At 71.7% G+C, this 23,194-nt stretch carries 21 protein-coding genes, 1 rRNA gene and 1 pseudogene; 7 read left to right on the top strand and 16 right to left on the bottom strand.

Annotation, left to right across the window (positions count from 1 at the left end):
• Nucleotides 1-31: 31 nt before the first annotated feature.
• Complete coding sequence (locus ACFYNO_RS15750) at nt 32-1,519, top strand: sensor histidine kinase (protein WP_388011497.1); 1,488 nt, start codon at nt 32-34, stop codon at nt 1,517-1,519.
• Here ACFYNO_RS15750 and ACFYNO_RS15745 read toward each other — a convergent pair.
• The 5 genes from ACFYNO_RS15745 to ACFYNO_RS15725 form a co-directional block, all read right to left on the bottom strand.
• The gene (locus ACFYNO_RS15745; protein WP_388011495.1) at nt 1,492-2,841 is read right to left on the bottom strand and encodes an ATP-binding protein; all 1,350 of its coding nucleotides are present in this window, start codon (nt 2,839-2,841) and stop codon (nt 1,492-1,494) included. The two genes, ACFYNO_RS15750 and ACFYNO_RS15745, sit on opposite strands and share 28 nt — an antisense overlap.
• A 19-nt stretch (nt 2,842-2,860) precedes the next feature.
• On the bottom strand, nt 2,861-4,441 hold the full coding sequence (locus tag ACFYNO_RS15740) for an SCO6880 family protein (RefSeq protein ID WP_388011493.1): 1,581 nt from the start codon (nt 4,439-4,441) through the stop codon (nt 2,861-2,863).
• 6 nt (nt 4,442-4,447) lie between these two features.
• On the bottom strand, nt 4,448-5,767 hold the full coding sequence (locus tag ACFYNO_RS15735; RefSeq protein ID WP_388011491.1) for a hypothetical protein: 1,320 nt from the start codon (nt 5,765-5,767) through the stop codon (nt 4,448-4,450).
• Nucleotides 5,757-6,596 carry a hypothetical protein gene (locus ACFYNO_RS15730; protein WP_388011489.1) on the bottom strand — a complete coding sequence of 280 codons (840 nt, stop codon included), beginning with the start codon at nt 6,594-6,596 and terminating at the stop codon, nt 5,757-5,759. The genes ACFYNO_RS15735 and ACFYNO_RS15730 overlap by 11 nt, the downstream gene beginning before the upstream one ends.
• Nucleotides 6,597-6,756: 160 nt before the next feature.
• Nucleotides 6,757-7,080, bottom strand: a complete 324-nt coding sequence (locus ACFYNO_RS15725) for a hypothetical protein (RefSeq protein WP_388011912.1) — start codon at nt 7,078-7,080, stop codon at nt 6,757-6,759.
• A gap of 426 nt (nt 7,081-7,506) precedes the next feature.
• Here ACFYNO_RS15725 and ACFYNO_RS15720 point away from each other — a divergent pair, with 426 nt between their 5' ends.
• The gene (locus ACFYNO_RS15720; RefSeq protein WP_388011487.1) at nt 7,507-8,613 is read left to right on the top strand and encodes an NlpC/P60 family protein; all 1,107 of its coding nucleotides are present in this window, start codon (nt 7,507-7,509) and stop codon (nt 8,611-8,613) included.
• Between the two features lie 81 nt (nt 8,614-8,694).
• On the top strand, nt 8,695-9,408 hold the full coding sequence (locus tag ACFYNO_RS15715) for a phosphatase PAP2 family protein (RefSeq protein ID WP_388011485.1): 714 nt from the start codon (nt 8,695-8,697) through the stop codon (nt 9,406-9,408).
• Nucleotides 9,409-9,432: 24 nt separating this feature from the next.
• Here ACFYNO_RS15715 and ACFYNO_RS15710 read toward each other — a convergent pair whose 3' ends face one another.
• Nucleotides 9,433-9,636 (bottom strand): hypothetical protein, encoded by a 204-nt coding sequence (locus tag ACFYNO_RS15710; protein WP_388011483.1) that lies wholly within the window; start codon nt 9,634-9,636, stop codon nt 9,433-9,435.
• A 187-nt stretch (nt 9,637-9,823) separates the two neighbouring features.
• Between ACFYNO_RS15710 and ACFYNO_RS15705 the strand changes: the two genes are divergently transcribed.
• Together ACFYNO_RS15705 and ACFYNO_RS15700 are read left to right on the top strand one after the other, a co-directional pair.
• Complete coding sequence (locus ACFYNO_RS15705; RefSeq protein ID WP_388011481.1) at nt 9,824-10,702, top strand: hypothetical protein; 879 nt, start codon at nt 9,824-9,826, stop codon at nt 10,700-10,702.
• A gap of 162 nt (nt 10,703-10,864) precedes the next feature.
• Nucleotides 10,865-11,092: a hypothetical protein gene (locus ACFYNO_RS15700; protein ID WP_388011479.1), complete on the top strand. Its 228-nt coding sequence runs from the start codon at nt 10,865-10,867 to the stop codon at nt 11,090-11,092.
• On the opposite strand, the gene ACFYNO_RS15695 is transcribed toward ACFYNO_RS15700, so the two are convergent.
• Nucleotides 11,070-11,393 (bottom strand): metal-sensitive transcriptional regulator, encoded by a 324-nt coding sequence (locus tag ACFYNO_RS15695; RefSeq protein ID WP_388011477.1) that lies wholly within the window; start codon nt 11,391-11,393, stop codon nt 11,070-11,072. The two genes, ACFYNO_RS15700 and ACFYNO_RS15695, sit on opposite strands and share 23 nt — an antisense overlap.
• Nucleotides 11,394-11,675: 282 nt before the next feature.
• Between ACFYNO_RS15695 and ACFYNO_RS15690 the strand changes: the two genes are divergently transcribed.
• Nucleotides 11,676-12,296 (top strand): DUF47 domain-containing protein, encoded by a 621-nt coding sequence (locus tag ACFYNO_RS15690; RefSeq protein WP_388011475.1) that lies wholly within the window; start codon nt 11,676-11,678, stop codon nt 12,294-12,296.
• Between the two features lie 6 nt (nt 12,297-12,302).
• Nucleotides 12,303-13,298, top strand: coding sequence for an anion permease (locus ACFYNO_RS15685; protein ID WP_388011473.1), 996 nt, complete (start codon nt 12,303-12,305; stop codon nt 13,296-13,298).
• A 122-nt stretch (nt 13,299-13,420) separates the two neighbouring features.
• On the opposite strand, the gene pstB is transcribed toward ACFYNO_RS15685, so the two are convergent.
• The 9 genes and pseudogenes from pstB to rrf all read right to left on the bottom strand — a co-directional run.
• Entirely contained in the window at nt 13,421-14,197 is a 777-nt protein-coding gene (pstB, locus tag ACFYNO_RS15680) for a phosphate ABC transporter ATP-binding protein PstB (protein ID WP_388011471.1), read from the bottom strand.
• Between the two features lie 43 nt (nt 14,198-14,240).
• The gene (gene pstA / locus ACFYNO_RS15675) at nt 14,241-15,314 is read right to left on the bottom strand and encodes a phosphate ABC transporter permease PstA (protein ID WP_388011469.1); all 1,074 of its coding nucleotides are present in this window, start codon (nt 15,312-15,314) and stop codon (nt 14,241-14,243) included.
• Nucleotides 15,311-16,327: a phosphate ABC transporter permease subunit PstC gene (pstC, locus tag ACFYNO_RS15670; RefSeq protein ID WP_388011467.1), complete on the bottom strand. Its 1,017-nt coding sequence runs from the start codon at nt 16,325-16,327 to the stop codon at nt 15,311-15,313. Before pstC ends, pstA begins: the two co-directional genes overlap by 4 nt.
• A gap of 159 nt (nt 16,328-16,486) precedes the next feature.
• On the bottom strand, nt 16,487-17,635 hold the full coding sequence (gene pstS / locus ACFYNO_RS15665) for a phosphate ABC transporter substrate-binding protein PstS (protein ID WP_388011465.1): 1,149 nt from the start codon (nt 17,633-17,635) through the stop codon (nt 16,487-16,489).
• A 331-nt stretch (nt 17,636-17,966) separates the two neighbouring features.
• Nucleotides 17,967-18,374 (bottom strand): NUDIX hydrolase, encoded by a 408-nt coding sequence (locus ACFYNO_RS15660; RefSeq protein ID WP_388011910.1) that lies wholly within the window; start codon nt 18,372-18,374, stop codon nt 17,967-17,969.
• A 204-nt stretch (nt 18,375-18,578) separates the two neighbouring features.
• Nucleotides 18,579-19,682 carry a CHAD domain-containing protein gene (locus ACFYNO_RS15655; RefSeq protein WP_388011463.1) on the bottom strand — a complete coding sequence of 368 codons (1,104 nt, stop codon included), beginning with the start codon at nt 19,680-19,682 and terminating at the stop codon, nt 18,579-18,581.
• Nucleotides 19,683-19,743: 61 nt separating this feature from the next.
• Nucleotides 19,744-21,822: pseudogene (locus tag ACFYNO_RS15650) on the bottom strand (RNA degradosome polyphosphate kinase); the annotation flags it as partial.
• A gap of 275 nt (nt 21,823-22,097) precedes the next feature.
• Nucleotides 22,098-23,021, bottom strand: coding sequence for a mycothiol synthase (gene mshD, locus ACFYNO_RS15645; RefSeq protein ID WP_388011461.1), 924 nt, complete (start codon nt 23,019-23,021; stop codon nt 22,098-22,100).
• Nucleotides 23,022-23,109: 88 nt separating this feature from the next.
• Nucleotides 23,110-23,194: ribosomal RNA gene (rrf, locus tag ACFYNO_RS15640) — 5S ribosomal RNA — on the bottom strand; the annotation flags it as partial.

Genomic DNA, 23,194 nt, shown 5'->3' with positions numbered 1-23,194 from the left:
CTGGTACCACGACCGGTCGCTCAGGAGCCGGATGGCGATCCTGGCGTCGGTGGCGGTGGCGGTGGCGATCGCGATCTGCTCGACGGCCGCGTGGTTCATCGCGAAGTCGGAGGTGTACCAGCTGCAGCAGGAGACGCTGGCGGGGGCGCCGATGAGCTTCCGGCCGCCGGGCGGCATCACGGGGTACGGCAGCACACCGGCCGAGGCCGCGGCCGACGCCCTGCACCAGTACCAGGCGCTCCCCTCCCAGACGCAGTCGGAGTTCCCCGGCGGCGTCCGCTGGGACATGGAGGTCGCCAGCAGCATCGACAGCGTCGTCGTCCCCTCGGGCCCCGACCCCAGAGGGATCCTGCTGTACCAGAGCGACTTCGACATCCTGCGGGAGGCGGTTCCCGGCGCGCCCCCGCCCAAGCCCGTCTACCGCCTCGGCAGCTACACCAACGGCGAATCGGCCATGGTCCGGCTGACCACCGCCTACCAGGTGAAGAACGCCCAGCCCGTCCTCCTCGTCACCGCCACCCCCCTCACCAAGGTCGACCACTCCCTCGACCAGCTCGCCCTCATCCTCGTCGCCGTCTCCATCGTCGGCATCGGCATCGCCGGCATCACCGGCCGCCTGGTCGCCCGCGCCGCGCTGCGGCCGGTGCACGACCTCACCGACGCCGTCGAGCACATCGCCCGCACCGAGGAGGTCGGCACGACCATCCCGGTGCACGGCAACGACGAGATCGCCCGGCTCTCCGAGGCCTTCAACTCGATGTCCACCGCGCTGGCCAACTCCCGCGAGCGGCAGACCCGGCTGATCGCCGACGCCGGGCACGAGCTGCGCACCCCGCTGACCTCGCTGCGCACCAACGTGGACCTGCTGATCCGCAGCAACGACACCGGCCGCCCGCTGCCCGAGGCGACCCGGACCAAGCTGCTCGGCTCGATGAAGGCCCAGATGCAGGAGCTCACCGGCCTGATCGGCGACCTGCTGCAGCTCTCCAAGCCGGACAGCCCGCGCCCGATGGAGAACACCTCCATCGTCGCCGTGCACGAGATCGCCCAGCGGGCGGTGGGGCGGGCCGAGCTGCGCGGGCCGGGGCTGACCTTCGAGGTGGCGCTGGCACCCTGGTACTCCCGGGCCGACCCGGCGGCGCTGGAGCGGGCCGTGATGAACCTGCTGGACAACGCGGTCAAGTACAGCCCGCCGGGCGGCACCGTCGAGGTCGGCATGCAGCACGGGCGGCTGACGGTCCGTGACCACGGGCCCGGCATCGCGGCGGACGAGCTGCAGTACGTCTTCGACCGGTTCTGGCGCTCGCCCTCCTCCCGGCAGCTGCCGGGCTCGGGGCTGGGGCTGTCGATCGTGGCGCAGGCCGTCCGGGCCAGCGGCGGCGAGGTCACCCTCGGCCCGGCGCAGGACGGCGGCCCGGGCGCCCTCGCGGTGATCCGGCTGCCCGGCGCCCCCGAGCCCCCGCCCTCCGAGCTGCCCCCGCGGCCCCCGGCTCAGACCCCCGGCTCGGACGCCAGCTGACGCTCCGCCCGGATCCTCTCCGCCACGGCGTCCTCGGTCATTGCGCGGTCGGTGTACACCAGTGGCCGCTCGGTGTCGGTGATGATGTGCTTCACCACCTGCACATTGCCGTTGACATCCCAGACCGCGATGCCGGGCGAGAGGGTCGGGATGATCTCCACCGCCCACCGGGGCAGGCCCAGCACCCGCCCGGTGGCCCGGGCCTCGTCGGCCTTCTGCATGTAGATGGTCCGTGTGGAGGCCATCTTGAGGATGGCCGAGGCCTCCTTGGCCGCCGCGCCGTCCACCACGTCCGAGAGGTGGTGGACCACGGCGACGAAGGAGAGCCCGAGGCGGCGGCCGAACTTCAGCAGCCGCTGGAAGAGCTGGGCCACGAACGGGCTGTTGATGATGTGCCAGGCCTCCTCGACCAGGAAGATGCGCTTCCTGCGGTCGGGGCGGATCCAGGTGTGCTCCAGCCAGACGCCGACGATCGCCATCAGGATCGGCATCGCGATCGAGTTGCGGTCGATGTGCGAGAGGTCGAAGACGATCAGCGGGGCGTCCAGGTCGATGCCGGAGCTGGTCGGCCCGTCGAACATGCCGCGCAGGTCGCCGTCGACCAGCCGGTCCAGCACCAGGGCCACGTCCAGGCCCCAGGACTGCACCTCCTCCGGGTCGACCCCGAGCGACTCCACCGAGGACAGGTCGGGGCGGCGCAGCGTGTCGATGATGTCGCCGAGGATCGGCTGACGGTCCGTCACGGTGGCCCGGACGTGTGCGTGCGCGGCCTTCAGCGCGAAGCCGGCACGCTCCTCCAGGCCCCGGCCCATCGCCACCTCGATGATGGTGCGCAGCAGCGAGAGCTGGCCGGTGGTGGTGATCGCCGGGTCCAGCGGGTTGAGCTTGACCCCGCCGTCCCGGGCCGCCATCGGGTCCAGCCGGACCGACTTTATGCCCAGCGCGTTCGCGATCAGGTTCCACTCGCCGACCCCGTCCTCGCCCTGCGCGTCCAGCACCACCACCTGGCGGTCGCGGAAGCGCAACTGGCGCAGCACGTAGGTCTTCTCCAGCGCCGACTTGCCGTTGCCGGACTCGCCGAGCACCAGCCAGTGCGGGGCCGGCAGCTGCTGGCCGTAGAGCTGGAACGGGTCGTAGACGTACCCCTTGCCGCTGTACACCTCGCGCCCGATGATCACCCCGGAGTCGCCCAGGCCGGGCGCGGCGGTGGGCAGGTAGACCGCCTGGGCCTGGCCGGTGGAGGTGCGCACCGGCAGCCGGGTGGTCTCGACCTTGCCGAACATCAGGCTGGTGAACGAGTCGGTCAGGTTGCCGATCGCCATGGTGGGCCTCCTGGGCGGGTCAGCGGCGGATGCCGGTGGCGAACGGCAGGGTGTTGACGAAGGCGCGGTGGTGCTCGCGGTCGCACCACTCCAGCTTCAGGTAGCTCTTGCCGGCCGAGGCGCGGATGGTCCGCTTGTCCCGGGTCAGCGCCTCCGGATTGCGCGAGGAGACGGTGATGTAGCCGACCAGGTTGACGCCGGCCGCGCCGGAGGCCAGGTCGTCGCCGCGCTGGTCCACCCGGCCGGTGTGGGCCAGGTCGCGCGGGTCGACCGTGCGGTTCATCTTGGCGGCCCGGCTGGCCTCGGCCTCGTCGTTGGTCTTCTCGGTGAGCATCCGCTCGATCGCCACGTCGGTCGGCTCCAGGTCCATGGTGACGGCGACCGTGCGGATCACGTCCGGGGTGTGCACCAGCAGCGGGGCCAGGAAGTTGACGCCCACCGGGGTGAGCGGCCACTCCTTGATCCAGGCGGTGGCGTGGCACCAGGGCTCCCGGGTGGCCGACTCCCGGGTCTTGGCCTGGAGGTACTGCGGGTGGGTGGCGTCCAGCTCGGCCGGCCAGGCGTTGCGGCGGGTCATCGCCTGGATGTGGTCGATCGGGTGGTCCGGGTCGTACATCGAGTGCAGCAGCGAGGACAGCCGGGCCTCGCCCAGCGGCTGCCGGACCCGGATGTCGGCCTCGGCCAGCCGGGCGCAGATGTCGGTGAGCTCACGGGCCATCACGGCGGCCAGCCCGTCGTCGTCCCGGGTCGGGGTGTTCTTGCCGTAGGCGTTGCGGCCCATCGCGTGCGCCTCGGCGGCCAGGTCGCGGGTGTAGTGCATGCAGGCCACCAGGTAGGCCCGGTGCTGCTCCGAGGAGGTGGAGACCATCGACTGCAGCTGTTCGTAGGAGTCCTGCAGCCAGCGCGGCGCACCGTGGTCGCCGCGCCGCTCCACGTCCTTGGCGTGCGCGTCCGGGTCGGCCGGCAGGGTGCGGGCCATGATCTGCAGCCGGGTCACGAAGCCGTCCCCGTTGGCGACGTGCTTGAGCAGCGTGCCGAACCGGTCGACCAGCGCCTCCTGGTCCTCGGAGTCGCGCAGGCCGACGCCCGGGCCCTCGATCTCGATCGCCGCGGTCACCGTGCGCCGCTCCAGGTGCATCAGCACCGCGACCTCGTCCGGGCCGAACGGCGCCGTCAGCCAGCGCAGCCGGCCGACCCCCGGCGGCGGGCCGACCTCGATCTCCCGCCCGTCGAACCGGGTGCCCGCGTCCATCGCGCTGGACTGCCAGACCGCCCGGCCGGAGCGCACGGTGCGCTTGTAGGTGCGGTTGATCTCCGCCCACTTGTAGAAGGTCCGGCGCCGGTACGGCACGTAGACCGCCATGATCGCCAGCAGCGGGAGGCCGACCAGGCCGACGATCCGCAGCACCAGGATCGGCATCAGCAGACCCCAGAGCATGCCCAGGAAGGCGCCGAAGATGATCAGGACGATCTCCCCGGACTCCCGGTTGCGCCCGATCGGCGCGTTCGGCCGGGACTTGCCGATCAGGTAGGTCCGGCGCTGGTGGACGTACGGCTGGGCGTACTGCCCCCCGAACTGGCCGAGCTGGTCGCTGCTCAAGGTGCGTCACCCTCCCTTCGCTGGGTTCTGCGCTGGTGGCTGGGCCGGCGGCGCGGCCGGCTTCGGCGGGGCCGCCGGGGCGGACGCGGTGCGCCCGGCGTGCGCGGCGATCCCAGGGGCCACCGAACCGCCGCCGGGCCCGCCGCTGGCGGTCGCGGTGGCGGTCTCCGCCCCGCCGCGGGCGCCGTGCGTGGAGATGCCCTGCTTGACCAGGTTGGCCGGCCCGTTGATCATCGCCTGCCCGGCGCTGAGCGCACTGGACCGGGCGTGCCGCAGCTGCATCATCTCGTCGCCGAAGCCCGGCACGAACCGGTAGATCGCGCTGCTCGCGAAGATCGACAGGAAGAGGATCGCCAGCCCCGCCAGCACCCGGGAGAAGTCGTCCGAGGCACCGGCGCTGCCGGCCACCGCCTGGGCCAGCCCGAGGATGATCACGATCACCGGCTTGGCCAGGTCGATCGCCGCCATCAGCCCCGCCCAGCGGCGCACGTGCTTCCACAACTGCTTGTCCACCAGCCCCGCGTACACCGCGGTGCCGAGCAGCGCTCCCACGTACAGCATCGCGGTGCGCACCCACAGCTCGATCCAGAGCACGATCGCGGCCAGCACCGCGACCAGCGACACCAGCACCAGGATCATCGGCCCGCCGCCGATCGACCCGTGCTCCAGGGTGTCCGCGAACCCGCTCAGGTACCCGGTGGTCCCGGTGTTGGTCCCGGCCGCGATCGCCGCCGTCAGCCCGTCCGTCGCCCCCACCATCGTGTACAGGCACAGCGGGGTGAACGCCGAGGCGATCACGGTCAGCCAGAGGAACCCGATCGCCTCCGAGAACGCCTGGCTCAACGGCACCCCGCGCACCGCCCGCTTGGTCACCGCCAGCAGCCACAGCACCAGCGTCAGCACCGTGGAGGCCGCGAACACCACCGCGTACTGCTTCAGGAAGTCCGCATTGGTGAAGTCCACCTGCGTGGTGCTGTCGATCACCCCCGACAACTGCCGCACGATCCACGCGGCCGCCTGCGCACACGACTTGGCGAGCGCCCCGATCGGATCGGTCACCGACCCGACGGTCCCGGAGCCGGGCAGCGAGCCGCTGCCGTTGCCCTGCGCGCAGTAGACGTCACTGCCGGGCAGCGGCAGCACCCCGCAGGAGCTCGGGGACGGCGAGGGCGAGGCCGAGGGCGAGCCGGAGGGGGCGGCGCTGGGCGTCGGCGCCGCGGCCGCCCGCTGCGCGGCCAGCAGGGCGGCCAGCTGCAGGGCGGCCAGCACCGGGGCGACCCGTCCGGCGCGCCGCAGCCGGGGGACCGTGCGTGCGTCAGCGGGCATAGCGGAAGCCTCCGAACTGCTGGACGGCACCGGTGATCTGATCGGCCGTGGCGGCCTGCTGGTCGGCCGGCAGCGGCACCGGGCCGTTCTGCCGGGAGAGGTCGGTGACCTTCCAGTCCCCGGCCCAGTGCAGCGAGATGGTGAAGGTGAACCAGGTCGCGGTGACCGGCTTGGTGGAGTTCTGGCCGGCCAGACCGGTCATCCCCGCGCACCAGACCTCGATCTTGGCGGCGTCGGTCCCGTAGCTGTCGGTCTTGCTGCCGATCGGCACGGTGCGGCTGACGAAGGTCAGGTCCACCGGGGCGTTGCCGTGCGCGTCCAGCCCCATCGCGGCGAGCACCTGCGGTCCGGCCGCCTGGTCCAGCACCCCCCGCAACCCCCCCGCCGCCGACGGATCCGCGATGGTGTCGAGTATCTTCCCCCGCCCGTCCGCCCGGAACATGTCCGCGCCCCCCAGCGCCACCGCGTAGTTGGCGGCGGCGGACTGGGCGCCCTGCTCGGTTTGGGGGAAGCCGGTGGCGATGCCGTTGCTGGTGGTGGTGACCGGAAGCTGGCCGCTGGCGGCGGTGGGCGGGGCGGCGCCGGGGCGGCCGCCGGAGCCCTGGCCCGAGCCGCCCGAGCCGCCAGCGCCGCCCGCGCCGCCGGCGCTGGGTCCGGAGCCGCGGTTGCTGTTGGCGATGGCGATGGCCACCACCAGCAGGGTGACGACCACCAGGACCGTCAGCAGGGTGCGCAGCGGCCGGGGCTGACGGATCGGCGGCTGGCCGTGGCCGGGGTCGCCGACCGGCAGCCGCGTACGGGTGTGCGGCTGGTCGTCGGGCAACGGCACGGCGGCCCTCCTGGGACGGGGAGCCGGTGAGTGGGCTCCGGGTTTCGCGGTCCGGTCGTCATGTCCCGGTCGTCATGTCCCGGTGGTCGCGGGACCGGGACGCGGCGGTCTGCTGGTCCGGCTGCGCCTCGGCGGCGCCGCCATTCCGACTGTCAGATCGTCAGATCGCCATGCCGTAGACAATGGTGAACAGGGTGCCCAGGGATCCGATGATGAACACGCCGGTCAGCCCGGCGACGATCAGCCCCTTGCCCTGCTCGGCACTGAAGGTGTCCCGAAGTGCGGTGGCGCCGATCCGCTGCTTGGCCGCCCCCCAGACCGCGATGGCCAGGCAGGCCAGGATCGCCACCGCCATCACGACCTCGACCATGATCCGGGCTTCCGAGCCGAGCGTGGAGAACGGACCCCAGTCCGGCGCGATACCGCCGATGATGGTGTCGATGTTGCCCTTGGTCGGCGACGGCGCGGGCGTGGGGTCCGCCAGCAGATTCGTCCCGTGTCCGGCCAGGGCATGGCCCACGCTGCTCACTGTGTCACTCACGTGCATTTCCTGTCTCACCGCCCGATCCAGGCAATTGAAGGTCCCGCCCTGCCACTGCGCGAAGGGCCAGGTCCTATTCTTGGCCGGATCTGATGTCGCTTTGGCTACTTCTGGAGGATTGGTCGCGAGGCACGGGACACGTTTGCCAGGATGTCCACTGTAAGAAGGATAGCGCTCACTCTTTGTATCTCCGATGATTGCGCTGAGCAACGCCTTGCAGCAGACTGGCGGGGGTGTCGGCCGTTCGACTTGGCGCGTGCGGGGGGCATATGCGTTCCGGTGCCGCGCCGGAGGCTCCTGCCCGAGGTCCGAACCATTCGGTCCGCCCTTCGGACTCAAGCACTCTGACACTGCATCGGGATGGTGCTGATGGTACTCCGGAACGGCTCCCGAGCGGCTATCGCGTTGGGGGCATCGGGCGTTGGATTCCTGCTGTTCGTCGGTGCCGGCACTTTCGCGGCGAGCGGCGTCGGGCAGAACGCGAGCGGCTCCGTCGTCGGCCTCGCGCCCGGTACCGTGCCGGCCGCCTTCCAGTCGCTGATCCAGCAGGCCGGGTCCGGCACCTGCCCCCAGCTCACCCCGCCCGTGCTGGCCGCCCAGCTGTACCAGGAGAGCGGCTTCAACCCGAACGCCGTGAGCCAGGTCGGGGCCCAGGGGATCAGCCAGATCATGCCCGCCACCTGGGCCCAGTACGCCGTCAACGGCTGGAACAACCCGTGGGATCCGGCCCAGGCGATCCCGATGGCCGCCCGGATCGACTGCGCCTACGCCAAGGACGTGGCCCAGGTGCCCGGTGACGCCACGGCCAACATGCTGGCCGCCTACAACGCCGGCACCGATGCGGTGCTGCGCTACGGCGGCGTTCCGCCGTACTCGGAGACCCAGGGCTACGTCCGCTCGATCCAGGCGCTGGCCCGCAGCTTCACCGCCGTCAGCGCGAGCGTCCCGGTGGCGGTCTCCGCGCAGGCCTCCGGCGCGATCTACTTCGCCCAGACCAAGCTCGGCACCCCCTACGAGTGGGGCGGCGACGGCACCGACGGCCGGTTCGACTGCTCCGGGCTGACCTGGGCCGCCTTCGGCACCGTCGGCATCACCCTGCCCCGGGTGGCCAACGACCAGTGGAACGCCGGCCAGCACCCCAGCCGCGACCAACTGCGCCCCGGCGACCTGGTGTTCTTCGCCACCGACCTGCAGGACCCGCGCAGCATCCACCACGTCGGCATCTACGTCGGCGGCGGCTACATGATCGACGCCCCGCACACCGGCGCGGTGATCCGCTACGACCGGATCGACCAGACCGAGTACTTCGGCGCCACCCGGGTCACCCCGGACGGCGCGGCCGCGCTGCCCACCCGCAACCCCGACGGCACCATCACCGGCGGCTCCGCGCTGGACGGCCGCGGCAACTCGCTGCTGCCGGAACAGGCCCAGTCGAACCAGCCCTCGCCGTCCGCCTCCGCCGCCCCGACCCCCTGACGGAGTGCCAGACCGGGTACGCCGGGTCAAGTAGGCTGCAAGCGCTACTGACCGGTCGCATCCGAGCACAGGAGGTAAGGCGTGTCGACGCTGCTGGCCGACCCCGGCGACGGCAACCCCGACCTCGAACTGCTCTACACCGTCAACGGCTGGGCCAAGGCGGCCCCGCCCTGGCTGGACTCGCTGGTCTCCTGGGTCGGCGAGTACGGCATCCTGCTGGGCCTGCTGACGCTCTGCACGCTCGGCTGGCTGAAGGCCCGCCGCCGGCCGGACGCGCCCGCCGCGGTGGCCGGGGTGCTCTGGGCGCCGCTCTCGGTGGCCCTGGCCGAGCTGGCCAACCTGCCGATCGCCTCGATCGTGGACCGGCCCCGACCCTTCGTCAGCCACCAGGGCCTGGACGTGCTGGTGGCCGGCAAGGCCGGCACCCACTCCTTCGTCAGCGACCACTCGACGATGTCGATGGGCATCGCGGTGGCGCTCTTCCTGGTGAACCGCCGGCTCGGCGCGGTCGCCGGGGTGCTGGCCCTGCTGCAGGGCTTCTGCCGGATGTACATGGGCGTGCACTACCCGACCGACGTGCTGGGCGGCTACGCGCTGGCGACGGCCGTCACGCTGCTGCTGGCGCCGATCGCGATGGCGGTGCTGGTGCCGCTATGCCACTCCCTCTCGCGCACCGCGGCGGCCCCGCTGGTGACGGCGCGGCAGCCGGCCGGACCGGCGGCGGGCGGTCGGCGGCGCCCGCGCAGCGGCGCGGCCGGGCAGTCGGCCCCGCCGGAGTCGGACCTGGCGGCCTGAGCGGCCGCGGGCGCTGACCCGGGGTCAGCCGGACTCCGCGAGGTGCTCGGCGACGTCCCGGCGGGCCTTGTCGCGGGAGCGGCGGGCCGGGGCGAACCAGCCGCAGTCGCAGACCGCGTGGGCGAAGGAGCCCCGCTCCACCACCACCGCCCGGTGGCCCGCCGGCGGCGGCACGCCGTCGTCGGCGCTGGGGTCGAGCCGGCCTGGTCCGGTGGTTCGCGGTGACACTCTGCCCACGGTAACCCAGCCGGATGAGAACCGGACCGGCGCGCGGCCCGGCCCTTCGCGCCGGTCGGCGCGTAACCCCCCTCGCCGCGGCTCGTTCTCGGCAGTACCAGGCCCCGCCCAGCCAGGGGCGGCGGCCCGCCGGTCCGCCGGCCCGAGGGGGTTGATCACCATGGGGGTCAGGTTCACCATGACGACGTCGCGCCGTGCCCGGCTGCTCGCCCCGGCGGCCGTCGCCGCCCTGCTGACCGCCGCGCTGGCCGGCTGCGGCGGCGCGTCCGGCGGCTCCAGCGACGCGGGCTCGGCCGCCCCGAGCCCGCTGGCCGACAAGCTCGCCGATGACCCGGTCACCGCGGTCCGCAACGCCCCCGACATCACCGGCCACTCCGGCTCGGTGCAGGCCACCACCGAGCTGACCACGGCGGCGGGCGGCAAGAAGGCCTCGTTCAGCGGCGGCGGCCCCTACGACTACGCCAAGCGGATCGGCCGCCTCGAGGTGCAGGTGCCGCCGGGCGCGGCCACCAACGGCCCGGTGGTCGAGGTCTACGAGCCGGGCCTGGTCTTCCTGCAGAACAGCGGCGCCAAGGTGCCGGCCGGCAAGTGGGTCAAGCTGGACGTCCGCCAGCTCGCCGACGGCAACCTGATCAGCAACGGCGCCACCGACCCGGCCACCGCCGGCGCGGCGCTGCGCGGCGTGCAGCAGGCCTCCCTGGTCGGCGACGAGACGGTGGACGGGGTCCCGCTGAAGCACTACAAGGGCACCCTGGACCTGGCCAAGGCGGCCGACGCGGCCGGCGGCCAGGCCGGCTACGGGCTGCGGATGGCGGCCGGCACCTTCACCGTCAAGGAGGTGCCGTTCGAGGCCTGGCTGGACGCCCAGGGCCGGCTGCACAAGGTGGTCGAGGACTTCACCTTCGCCGGGGTGGCCGGCTCCAAGGACGCGAAGGACCAGGTGCAGGTCACCTCCACGGTGGCGCTGGCCGGCTTCGGCACCGCCGTCTCGGTCGCCGAGCCGGCCGCCGCGGACGTGGTGGAGCTCAAGGACAACGGTTCGCCCTCGCCGAAGTGACCCGCCGTGAGCTGACTCGCGGTCGGCGGCGTACGGTCGGCCACCCGGCTGTGCGGCAGAGATGGCCCGTCCGTGCCATGGGGCTACCCGCCGCCCACTCTCTAGGCTGGGGGTGGGTGGCCACCGCCCCGGTGGCCGGGCGCGCTGAAGGGGTGGTGCTGGGTGTCGTCCTCGGCGGATCGCACGTTCGGCCAGGAGAGCGCGGCCCTCGACGAGATCGAGCTGACCGGTGAGCTGATGATCGCCGCCACCGACAGCAGCGCCGAGCGCCTGCCCACCGCCCGGATCGACGAGGTGCTGCTGCACCGGCCGCCGCAGCAGCCCGGCGAGCGCAGACCCGGGGAGCCCCCGGCCGGGGACGGCCGGGTCAGCTCCGCAGCAGCCGACTGATCGCCGCCATCGCCTCGGTGACCTTCTCGTCCATGGTCGGCCCGCCCTCCTCGACCGCGGCCGCCACGCAGTGGTTGAGGTGCTCCTCCAGCAGCGCCAGCGCGAAGGACTGCAGCGCCTTGGTGGTGGCCGAGACCTGGGTCAGGATGTCGATGCAGTAGACGTCCTCCTCCACCATCCGCTGCAGGCCCCGGGCCTGGCCCTCGATCCGGCGCAGCCGCTTGAGGTGGTCCGCCTTGTGCTTGCTGTAGCCGTGCGGGCCGTGTCCGCTGTGGGCGTCGTGGGCCTCGGTCATCGTCATGCCCCCAGTCTCCCGCACCGGAGCCCGCTGCGGGGTTCCCCCGTCCGGGGGGCTGATCGTGATCAGCGGTGCAGGACGGGGGCCATCGGCTCGCGGTTCCGTCAGACTGGTGGTCTACGCCCGTCGACCGCCCCCGGCGGTCGGCAGCGGCCCTGGAGCCTCCGTTACCAGCCAGCCAATGGAAGGGGAGCATCCGGTTCCTCGTCGTGCACCCCGTTTGCACAACCCCGCCGCCGAACACCTAGCATCGTTCAGTCCGTCCCCCGCACATCGGAGAGCTCCGTGCGTTTTAGCCTGACCCCGAAGGAGACGAGCTTCTACGACATGTTCGCCGCGGCCGCGGAGAACCTCGTCGTCGGGTCGAAGCTCCTGCTGGAACTGCTGGGTTCAGACGTGTCGGCCCGCGCGGAGATCGTCGAGCGCATGCGCGCCGCCGAGCACGCCGGCGACGACACCACCCATGCGATCTTCCACCAGCTCAACTCCTCCTTCATCACGCCGTTCGACCGGGAGGACATCTACAGCCTGGCCTCCTCCCTCGACGACATCATGGACTTCATGGAGGAGGCGGTCGACCTGGTCGTCCTCTACGACATCCAGAGCCTGCCGAACGGCGTGGAGCAGCAGATCGAGGTGCTGGCCCGGGCGGCCGAGCTGACCGCCGAGGCGATGCCCAACCTGCGCAGCATGTCCAACCTGAACGAGTACTGGATCGAGATCAACCGGCTGGAGAACCAGGCCGACCAGATCCACCGCAAGCTGCTGGCCCACCTGTTCAGCGGCCAGTACGAAGCGATCGAGGTGCTGAAGCTCAAGCAGGTGGTCGACGTCCTGGAGGAGGCGGCGGACGCGTTCGAGCACGTCGCGAACACGGTGGAGACCATCGCCGTCAAGGAGTCCTGAACCAGCGTGGACACCGCAGCACTCATCGTCGTCATCGGCGTCGCCTTCTTCTTCACCTACACCAACGGCTTCCACGACTCGGCGAACGCGATCGCCACCTCGGTCTCCACCCGGGCGCTGACCCCGCGGGCCGCGCTGGCGATGGCGGCGGTCATGAACCTGGCCGGCGCCTTCCTGGGCAGCGGGGTGGCGCAGACCGTCTCCAAGGGGCTGATCGAGACCCCCAAGGGCTCCGAGGGGATGACCATCCTGTTCGGCGCCCTGGTCGGGGCGATCGTCTGGAACCTGGTCACCTGGTACTACGGCCTGCCGTCCTCCTCCTCGCACGCGCTCTTCGGCGGGCTGGTCGGCGCCGCGATGGCCGGCGGCTCCGGGGTGATCTGGCACGGGGTGCTGGAGAAGATCATCATCCCGATGGTGGTCTCGCCGATCGTCGGCCTGGTGGCCGGCTACCTGGTGATGCTGGCGATCCTCTGGCTCTTCCGGCGGGCCAACCCGCACCGGGCCAAGCGCAACTTCCGGGTCGCGCAGACCGCCTCGGCGGCCGCGATGGCCCTGGCCCACGGCCTGCAGGACGCCCAGAAGACGATGGGCGTGGTGGTGATGGCACTGGTCATCTCGGGCCACCAGACCGGCAACGGCATCCCGATCTGGGTCAAGGTCTCCTGCGCCGCGACCCTCTCGCTGGGCACCTACGCGGGCGGCTGGCGGATCATGCGCACCCTGGGCCGCAAGATCATCGAGCTGGACCCGCCACAGGGCTTCGCGGCCGAGTCCACCGCGGCCACGATCATGTACATCACCTCGTACGTCTACAAGGCGCCGATCTCCACCACCCACGTGATCACCTCGGCGATCATGGGCGTGGGCGCCACCAAGCGGCTCCGGGCGGTCCGCTGGGGGGTGGCGAAGAACATCGTGCTCGGCTGGTTCATCACCATGCCGGCCGCCGCACTGGTCGCCGCCGGCGTCTTCTGGGTCACCGACCTGGTGGTCGGCTGACCGGCCGCTCCCGACGGAGAGAAACGAAGGGCCCGCCCTCGCGTCCCGAGGGCGGGCCCTTCTTCATGCCCCGCGGCGGCACCGCCATGCAGCACCGTAGGGCAGCACGTGGGGACTGCCGATCAGCCGAAGCGACCGGAGATGTAGTCCTCGGTCGCCTGTACCGACGGGTTGGAGAAGATCCGCTGGGTGTCGTCCAGCTCGATCAGCTTGCCCGGCTGGCCGACCCCGGCCAGGTTGAAGAAGGCGGTGCGGTCGCTGACACGGGCCGCCTGCTGCATGTTGTGGGTCACGATCACGATGGTGAACCGCGACTTGAGCTCGCCGATCAGGTCCTCGATCGCCAGGGTGGAGATCGGGTCCAGGGCCGAGCAGGGCTCGTCCATCAGCAGCACCTGCGGCTCGACCGCGATCGCGCGGGCGATGCAGAGGCGCTGCTGCTGGCCACCGGAGAGGCCCGCGCCCGGCTTGTTCAGGCGGTTGTGGACCTCCTTCCAGAGGTTGGCGCCCTTCAGCGACTGCTCCACCACGCCGTCCAGCACCGACTTCTTGCGGACGCCGGCGAGCTTGAGGCCGGCCGCCACGTTGTCGTAGATGGACATGGTCGGGAACGGGTTCGGACGCTGGAACACCATGCCGACGGTGCGGCGCACGGCCACCGGGTCGACGCCCGAGCCGTAGAGGTTCTCGTCGTCCAGCAGGACCTTGCCCTCGACCCGGGCGCCGGGGATCACCTCGTGCATCCGGTTGAGGGTGCGCAGGAAGGTGGACTTGCCGCAGCCGGAGGGGCCGATGAAGGCGGTCACCGAGCGGGGCTCGATGGTCATCGAGATGTCCTCGATGGCCTTGGTGCCACCGTAGAAGGCCGACAGTCCGCTGACGTCGATGCGCTTCGCCATGATCTTTCTTCTTCTCTCGTCTGTTCGTTCGTCAGTCGGACGGTCAGTGGCCGGTCTTGGGCGAGCGCCAGCGGGCGATGCCGCGGGCGATCAGGTTGAGCGCCATCACGAAGGCGATCAGGACCAGTGCGGCACCCCAGGCACGGGCGTACGTGGTGGGGAGTCCGTAGCCGTACTGCTGCCAGATGTAGACCGGGAGGTTCATCTGCGGACCGTGGAACGGATCGGAGTTGATCGAGTCGGAGACGAAGACCAGCATCATCACCGGCGCGGTCTCACCGGTGATGCGGGCCACCGCCAGCATCACACCGGTGGTGATACCGCCGATCGCGGTCGGCAGCACGATCCGCAGGATGGTCTTCCACTTCGGCACGCCCAGCGCGTAGGAGGCCTCGCGCAGCTCGTTCGGGACGAGCTTGAGCATCTCCTCGGTGGAGCGCACCACCACCGGCATCATCAGGATGGACAGCGCGATGCTGCCCGAGAAGCCCGAGAAGCCGAAGTGGGCCATGTTGCAGACCGCGAGGATGAACAGACCGGCGACGATCGACGGGATGCCCGTCATGACGTCGACGAAGAAGGTGACCACCTTGGCCAGGCGGCCGCGGCCGTACTCGACCAGGTAGACGGCGGTCAGCAGACCGATCGGCGCGGCGATCAGGGTGGCCAGGCCGACCTGCTGCAGGGTGCCGAGCAGCGCGTGGTAGATGCCGCCGCCTGGGCCGGAGGAGATCACACCGCGCATCGAGTGGGTCAGGAAGTTGCCGTCCACCACGCTCGCGCCCTGCTGCACGGTGTAGATCAGCAGGGCGAGCAGCGGGACGACGGCGAGGATGAAGGCGACCCAGACCAGCGAGGTGGCCAGCCGGTCCTTGGCCTGCCGGACGCCCTCGACCTTGGCCGAGACGCCGAAGCTCAGCGCCACGTAGAAGAGCGCGGCGATCAGGCCCCACTGGATGTGGCTGGAGAGGCCGAAGCCGGCGCCGATCCCGCAGCCCAGCGCGATGGCGAGCACGACCAGTCCGGCCGGCGCCCAGCGGGGCAGCCGAGCGGCGGTCAGCGGCTGGCTCAGCTCGGGGACCGGAGTGCGGTCCGAAACGGAAGTCGCGGTGCTCATGCGCTCGCCCCCGAGTACTCCTTGCGGCGGGCGATGATCAGCCGCGCCGCACCGTTCACCAGCAGAGTGATGACGAACAGCACCAGGCCGGAGGCCATCAGCGCGTCCGTGCCCAGCTTGCCCGCCTCGCCGTACTTCAGGGCGATGTTCTGGGCGAAGGTGCCGCCGCCCGCGTCCAGCAGGTGCAGCGAGAGCTTGTCGCTGGCCGAGAGCACGGTGGCGACGGCGATGGTCTCGCCGAGCGCGCGGCCCAGGCCCAGCATCGAGGCCGAGATGATGCCCGGGCGGCCGAACGGCAGCACCGCGGTGCGGACCATCTCCCAGCGGGTGGCGCCGAGCGCCAGGGCCGCCTCCTCGTGCATCCGCGGAACCTGCCGGAACACCTCGCGGCTGACCGCGGTGATGATCGGCAGCACCATGATGGCGAGCAGCACGCCGACGGTGAACAGGCTGCGGGCCGGCGAGCCGGGGTGGCTGAGCTTGAAGACGTACGTCCAGCCCAGGTAGTCGTTCAGCCAGCTGTTCAGGCCCGCCATGTGCGGCACCAGGAAGAGCGCGCCCCACAGGCCGTAGATGATGCTCGGCACGGCGGCCAGCAGGTCCACCAGGTAGGCGAACGGCTGGGCGATCCGGCGCGGCGCGTAGTGCGAGATGAAGAGCGCGATCCCGGTCGCCACCGGCACGGCGATGACCATGGCGATCGCCGCGCTGACGATGGTGCCGAAGACCAGGACGGCGATGCCGAAGCTGGGCTTCAGGATGTTGTCCGGGTCCCACTCGAAGGTGGTGAAGAAGTTGCCCTTGTCATGGCTGAGCGCGTTCCCGCTGCGGATCACCAGGAAGATCGCGATGGCGGCCATGATGACCAGCAGCAGGACGCCGGAGCCGGTCGAGAGGTATCGGAAGATCGAGTCGCCCAGGCGGCTGGTGCCCTTGAGCGAGCTGCCCGAGCTGCGGGCGGGTGCGGACGCGGTGGCCCGGTCCCTGGGGGAATCAGGGGGAACGGAAGTCATGAGGTTCTACTCCGGTCTGGCGGCGCGGCCCCCGGTGGGAGCCGCACCATGGCGGCGGTGCCCCGGACGAAATTGGTGCGGTGGTCGGGCGGTGAGACCGACGGGCGGTTCCTTCCGACTGGAGGGAACCGCCCGCTGGTCGATCCGCCCTGGGGTTGGTCAGGCGAGGGTCGGGATGACGGCCTTCACCTTGTCGGCCACGGCCTTCGGCAGCGGGACGTAGCCCTTGTCGCCGATGGCGGCCTGGCCGGCGTCGCTGACGGTGTAGGTCAGGAACGACTTCAGGGTGTCGAGGGTGTCGGCCTTGTTGCCCTTGTCGCAGACGATCTCGTAGGTGACCAGGACGATCGGGTAGGCGCCGTCGGCCTTGGTGGCGTAGTCCAGGCTCAGCGCGAGGTCGCTGCCGGTGCCGACGATCTGGGCGTTGCCGATCGTGGTGGCGGCGTTGGCGGCGGTGGCCTCGACCGGCTTGGAGGCGCCGGTGGCGATCTGGGCGCTCTTCAGGTTGTTGGTCTGCGCGTAGGACAGCTCGGCGTAGCCGATCGAGTTCTTGACGGCCTTGACCTGCGAGGCGACACCGGAGGACTGCGCGGCGGACTGGCCGCCCTGGCCGGCCCAGGTCTTGGCGGCGGGGTACTTCCAGGCGCCGCCACCGGCCTTGGACAGGTAGGTGGTCAGGTTCTGGGTGGTGCCGGAGTCGTCCGAGCGGTGGAAGGCCTGGATGTCGGCGGCCGGCAGGTTGGCGCCCGGGTTCAGGGTGGCGATCGCCGGGTCGTTCCACTTGGTGATCTGCGAGTCGAAGATCTTCGCGATGGTCGGGCCGTCCAGCACCAGGTTCGGCACGCCGTCCACGTTGTAGATGATCGAGACAAGGCCCGCGACCATCGGCAGGTCGATGCCCTGGCCGCCCGGGCAGACCGCCTTGGAGGCGTCGACCTCGGCGGGCTTCAGCGCGGAGTCGGAGCCGGCGAAGGTGACCTTGCCCTGGTTGAACTGCTGGATGCCCGCGCCGGAGCCGACACCGTTGTAGCTCAGGGTCGAGCCCGAGCAGGCCGCGCCGTAGAGGGTCTTCCACTGGTCGATCGCGGTGCCCTGGGCGGTCGAGCCGGCGCCGAGGAACGGGGCCTGCTTCGAGGCACAGGCGATCGCGGCGGCCGGGCTGGCGCCGCCGCTCGCGGAGGACGAGCTGTTGCCGCCGTTGGTGTTGCTGTTGTTGTCCGAGCCGCAGGCCGCGAGCGACAGCGAGCTGACGAGCGCCACGGCACCGATCGCGAGGGCCTTGGTGCGGCCGTTCCGCTGGAGCTTCACAGGGTGTCCCTTTCTTTGGCACAGTCCGTCATCCCGGCCGCATGCAGGCGATCAGGGCGGACTTGCTGTGGTCCGGGGCCTCTACGGCCCTCCGGTAGGACCGAAGTTAGGCCGGGTAGGTGACGCATCAGCCGGTCGGAAGTGAACGGAGAGTGAACCTCGAACGGATGCCAGGAAACACTGTTCAGTAGTCACGGTTGCATCACGGCAAGGGTTCAACCAAGACACGCTGCCAGGTGACGGACAACCGTCGGACGGACCAACGCGTCCTGGGCCGTCCGGGGGGATACCTGCGACCATCCGACCATCCGACCGTCCCGTGGTCCGACCGTCAGGCCAGCAGCTCCAGCAGCGCGTCGATCAGCTCCCGGTCCCGGTCGTGGGTCAGCTTGGCCCGGGCCTTGCCCGGCTTCAACCACTTCATCCGGTCCACCTCGCGGTTCGGCCGGAACTCCCCCGAGACCGGCACCGCGGCCCAGTACCGCACCTCCTTGGGCCGCCCGTGCGCCAGGTAGTACTGCGCGGGCAGCGGCGCCACCAGCCGGCAGAGCAGCCCGGTCTCCTCCTCCACCTCCCGCAACGCCGCCTGCCAGGGCGTCTCCCCCGCCCGCAGCTTGCCCTTGGGCAGGCTCCAGTCGTCGTACTTGGGCCGGTGGATCAGCGCGATCCGCGGCTTGCGCAGGGTCCCGTCGGCCCGCGGCTCGCCCGGCACCCAGAGCACCGCACCGGCCGCCAGCACGGTGGCCGGCCGGCCCGGCTCCCGCCGTGCCGCCGCACCGGAGCCGTCCTCGGGCCGGCGCCCGGTCCACGGCGAGGGATTCTTCGCCTCCCGCCGCCGGCGCCGGGCCAGCGGCCCGCCGCGCTGCTCCGCCCGCGTCCCGCCGGCCGCGGCCATCCGCACCTCGGCCGAACGCTCCCGTCCGGTGCCGCCGCGCTCGCCCATTCATCCCGTCCGCTGTGCTGGGGGGCCCTCCCAACCGTCCAGGCTGGGCGGGAGATCCGGCCAGAGGCTGCCGAAGGCGAACCGCGCCGCCTCCACCTCGAGCCGCTGATCAGCATGCACCACCCCGAGCACGTACGCCGTGGCAGGGGTGATCCGCGGCGTGCGCGCCGCGGTGGCCGCGGTCACGGCCGCGTCCGCCGCCTCCTGGTGCCGGTCCAGCACCCGGTCCAGCTCGCTCAGCTCCGACCCGGGCCGACCGCACACCTCCAGCGCGTACCGGACCCGCTTCAGCAGGATCCGGACCCGGTGCCAGGGCGCGTCGTCCGCGGCCAGCGCGCTGTCCGCGTCCCCCGCCGCGGCCGTCCGGCCCTGCGGCGGCACCTGCGGCGCGGCCCCGCCAAGCCGGTGCAGGGCGTCCCCCTGGTAGGCGGCCGAGGCCCGCCGCAGCGGCAGCGCCTGGACCGCCGAGCCGAGCGCCCCGAAAGCCCCCCCGGCCTGCGGCAGCAGCACGTCCTCGGCCCGCCCGCCCGCCGGATCCACCAGCGGTGCCTCGCCGACCAGCAGCGTCATCCGGTCCGCCAGCGCGTGCAGCCGGGCCGACCGCAGCTCCTGCAGCACCGCGCTGTGCGCCCGGGTGCGGGCCAGGGTCAGCTGGCGGTCCAGCAGCGCCCTGGCCTTCGGCGCCCCCGGGTGGCCGGCCAGCATGCCGGGGCCGCCGGCCTCCCCCGCCGGCGCCACCCCGCTCAGCGAGTCCAGCGCGGCCAGCAGCCGGGCCGAGCGCCGCTGGTAGGCCGGCTCCTGGGCGAGCAGGTTGAGCAGCCAGCGCAGCTCCGCCCGGGACTCCTGCGCCCAGCCGGGCTCCAGGACGGCCGCATAGGTGTGCAGCGCACCGCCGATCCGCCGGACGGCGCGCAGCAGCTCCTGCGTCCCCCCGCTGCCCGACGCGCCGTTCAGCGACGGCAGCGCGCCGGGGCGGGCCCCTGCTTCGCCGACCGCCTGCGGCAGCGCGCGCAGGAAGTTGCCGGCCTGCTCGGTCAGGTATCTGGCAAGGACCTCCCCCGCGGTCGCGGTGGACGCGGAGGCCGTCATGGGCGCGTCAGTCATGATCGTGGGTACTCCCCGTTTCCCCCGGAGCTGGCCGATCCCCGGGGCAAGTGACGGATGGTCAGAGCGCGCCGGTGGAACTCCGGCGCCGCTGGCGCGAGTCGATGAGCAGCTCCTGGATGTCGCGGAGCCGGTTGCCGTCGGCGTCCTGGCTCCGCCTGGTCCAGGTTCCGTCCGGGCCGAGGTGCCAGGACGCGGTGTCGTCCGCCATGCCCATGTCGAGCAGTCCGGCGAGTTCCGACCGATGGGCCGGATCGGCGACCCGGACCAGCGCCTCGATCCGCCGGTCCAGGTTACGGTGCATCATATCCGCGCTGCCGAACCAGACTTCAGGATCGCCGCCATTGCCGAAGACGAAGATCCGGGAGTGCTCCAGGAACCGCCCGAGCACGCTGCGGACCCGGACGTTCTCGCTCAGCCCCGGCACCCCCGGCCGGAGCGCGCAGATCCCGCGGACCCACACGTCCACCGGCACGCCCGCCTGGGAGGCCCGGTAGAGCGCGTCGATCACGGCCTCGTCGACGATCGAGTTGACCTTGAACTTCACGTGGGCCGGCAGGCCCGCCCGGTGGTTGGCCACCTCGTTGGCGATCCGCTCCAGCAGCCCGTCCCGCAGGCCGCGCGGCGCGGTCAGCAGCCGCCGGTAGGAGGTCCGCCGGGAGTAGCCGGAGAGCCGGTTGAAGAGGTCCGACAGGTCGGCGCCGACCTGCGGGTCACTGGTCAGCAGGCCCAGGTCCTCGTAGAGCCGGGCGGTCTTCGGGTGGTAGTTGCCGGTCCCGACGTGCGAGTACCGGCGCAGCGTCTCGCCCTCCTGACGGACCACCAGCGAGAGCTTGCAGTGCGTCTTGAGCCCGACCAGCCCGTAGACCACGTGGCAGCCGGACTCCTCCAGCTTGCGGGCCCACTTGATGTTGGCCTGCTCGTCGAAGCGGGCCTTGATCTCCACCAGCACCAGCACCTGCTTGCCGGACTCGGCCGCGTCGATCAGCGCGTCCACGATCGGCGAGTCACCGGAGGTGCGGTACAGGGTCTGCTTGATGGCCAGCACGTGCGGGTCGGCGGCGGCCTGCTCCAGGAAGGCCTGCACCGAGGTGGAGAAGCTGTCGTACGGGTGGTGCAGCAGCACGTCCCGCTCACGGACCGCGGCGAAGATGTCCGGCTGCGAGGCGGACTCCACGTCGGTCAGCCCGCGCGCGGTGCCGGCCACGAAATTGCGGTACTTCAGCTCCGGGCGGTCCTGGTCGGCGATCCCGAACAGGCCGGTCAGGTCCAGCGGACCGGGCAGCGGGAAGACCTCGGCCTCGCTGATGTTCAGCTCGCGCACCAGCAGGTCGAGGATGTAGGGGTCGATCGACTCCTCCACCTCCAGCCGGACCGGCGGGCCGAACCGGCGGCGCATCAGCTCCTTCTCGAGCGCCTTGAGGATGTTCTCGGTGTCGTCCTCCTCCACCTCCAGATCCTCGTTGCGGGTGACCCGGAAGGCGTGGTGGGCGAGCACCTCCATCCCCGGGAAGAGCTCCTCCAGGTGGGCGCCCATGACGTCCTCCAGCGGCACGAACCGCTGGGACGAGGCCTCCAGGAAGCGGGAGAGCGACTGCGGAACCTTCACCCGGGCGAAGTGCTTGTGCCCGGAGACCGGGTTGCGCACCACCACCGCCAGGTTCAGGCTCAGGCCCGATATGTACGGGAACGGGTGCGCCGGGTCCACCGCCAGCGGGGTCAGCACCGGGAAGATCTGCTGCCGGAACAGCGTGTGCAGCCGGGTCTGCTCGTGGTCGGTCAGCTCGGCCCAGCGGACCAGCTCGATGCCCTCGGCGGCCAGGTCCGGCAGCACGTCGTGCTGGAAGGCGGCCGCGTGCCGGGCCATCAGCTCCCGGGAGCGGCCCCAGATCTGGTCCAGCACCTCGCGCGGCTGCAGGCCGGAGGCGCTGCGCTGGGCAACGCCGGTGGCGATCCGCCGCTTCAGGCCGGCCACCCGGACCATGAAGAACTCGTCCAGGTTGCTGGCGAAGATGGCGAGGAACTTGGCCCGCTCCAGCAGCGGCACGGACGAGTCCTCCGCCAGCTCCAGCACCCGCTCGTTGAACGCCAGCCAGCTACGCTCTCGGTCCAGGAAACGGCCCTGGGGCAGTTCCTCAAGCTCGGTGTCGCCGGCCTTCTCCGTCGAGGGGCCGAGCGCGTTGGTGATGCTCATGGGTTCCAGCTCCTCCAGGGGCGTGAGGTCCGCGGTGCCCGCACCGACGGCAGCAGCCCGCTGCCCGGTCCGGTCGCTATCCGACCGGGCCGGGTCACGTGGCCCAAGCTGCGGGAGCGAGACACTATGGACGTCATCCTGTGATCTTCGCGGCGACAATTGAATCCACGGTAAACACCGCATGGCCAGGAGGAAAGCTGACGCGGTCGGGCCCGAACGGATCACCCGGTCGGCTTGACCTGGTACATCACGTCGATTTCGTGAATGGCGAAGCCGGCGCGCTCATATACCCGGACCGCTGCCGCATTGTCCGCGTCGACGTAGAGCAGCACCGTTGCGAGTCTGCGGTCGAGCGCCAGGTGACGCAATCCGGCGGCGGTCAGCGCCTTGCCCAGGCCGCCGCCCTGCTCGGCCGGGTCGACGCCGACCACGTACACCTCGCCCAGCTCGGGGTCGGCGGCGGTGGCCGGGTGCACCTTGGTCCAGTGGTAGCCGACCAGGCGCTCGCCGGACTCCTCCCGGCGGACCGCCAGGAAGAAGCCGTTCGGGTCGAACCACGGCTCCGCGAGGCGGTCGGCCAGGTCCTGCTCGGTCCAGGAGCCCTGCTCGGGGTGGTGGGCGAAGGCCAGGGCGTTCAGCCGCAGCCAGGCGGCCTCGTCCTCGCCCGGGCGGAAGGTCCGCAGGGTGACGCCCTCGGGCAGCGGGGCCGGCTCGGGGGCCGGGCCGGTGCGGCGCATCTGCCGGAGCTCGCGGACCAGCTGGGCGCCGTAGTGCTCGGCCAGCCGGGCGGCCGCGGGGTGCCCGCCGTGCACCCAGAAGTCCACGGTGCGCTGCGGGCCCGCGTCCTCCAGCACCGCGTCGATCAGCTGCCGGCCGAGCCCGCGCCCGCGCAGCTCCGGGTGGACGGCGGCCTCGACGGTGGCGGCCTGCTCGCCGGTGGTCTCCAACTGCGCGTAGCCGGCCGGGCGGGAGTCGAGGGTCTGCACCAGGTGCAGGATCCCGGGGCGGGGCGAGTCGGCGCGCAGGCGGAGCCGGCCCGCCTCGGAGACGGCCTCGCGGCCGTCCGCGGTGGCGGCGGCCGCGAGCACGGTGCGGGCCTCGTCGAGTTCTTCGGCGGTGAGCGAGTCGGTACCAGTGATGACCATGTGTGCGACCCTACGCCGCGTCAGACCGCCTGGCCCAGAACGCGAAGAAGCCCCCAGCACGAATGCTGGGGGCTTCTCCTGAATGATTGTTCGGCGGCGTCCTACTCTCCCACAGGGTCCCCCCTGCAGTACCATCGGCGCTATGAGGCTTAGCTTCCGGGTTCGGAATGTAA

This window comes from Kitasatospora sp. NPDC006697 (assembly GCF_042869935.1).
GTDB lineage: Bacteria > Actinomycetota > Actinomycetes > Streptomycetales > Streptomycetaceae > Kitasatospora.
Note: the sequence above shows the minus strand (reverse complement) of the source record. Positions and strands in the feature narration are given on the sequence as shown.

Coding starts and splice junctions, on each gene's coding strand:
- ACFYNO_RS15750 (WP_388011497.1), top strand. CDS start 32: ATGGCGATCCTGGCGTCGGTGGCGGTGGCGGTGGCGATCGCGATCTGC.
- ACFYNO_RS15745 (WP_388011495.1), bottom strand. CDS start 2,841: ATGGCGATCGGCAACCTGACCGACTCGTTCACCAGCCTGATGTTCGGC.
- ACFYNO_RS15735 (WP_388011491.1), bottom strand. CDS start 5,767: ATGCCCGCTGACGCACGCACGGTCCCCCGGCTGCGGCGCGCCGGACGG.
- ACFYNO_RS15720 (WP_388011487.1), top strand. CDS start 7,507: ATGGTACTCCGGAACGGCTCCCGAGCGGCTATCGCGTTGGGGGCATCG.
- ACFYNO_RS15705 (WP_388011481.1), top strand. CDS start 9,824: ATGACGACGTCGCGCCGTGCCCGGCTGCTCGCCCCGGCGGCCGTCGCC.
- ACFYNO_RS15695 (WP_388011477.1), bottom strand. CDS start 11,393: ATGACGATGACCGAGGCCCACGACGCCCACAGCGGACACGGCCCGCAC.
- pstB (WP_388011471.1), bottom strand. CDS start 14,197: ATGGCGAAGCGCATCGACGTCAGCGGACTGTCGGCCTTCTACGGTGGC.
- pstA (WP_388011469.1), bottom strand. CDS start 15,314: ATGAGCACCGCGACTTCCGTTTCGGACCGCACTCCGGTCCCCGAGCTG.
- pstC (WP_388011467.1), bottom strand. CDS start 16,327: ATGACTTCCGTTCCCCCTGATTCCCCCAGGGACCGGGCCACCGCGTCC.
- ACFYNO_RS15655 (WP_388011463.1), bottom strand. CDS start 19,682: ATGACTGACGCGCCCATGACGGCCTCCGCGTCCACCGCGACCGCGGGG.
- mshD (WP_388011461.1), bottom strand. CDS start 23,021: ATGGTCATCACTGGTACCGACTCGCTCACCGCCGAAGAACTCGACGAG.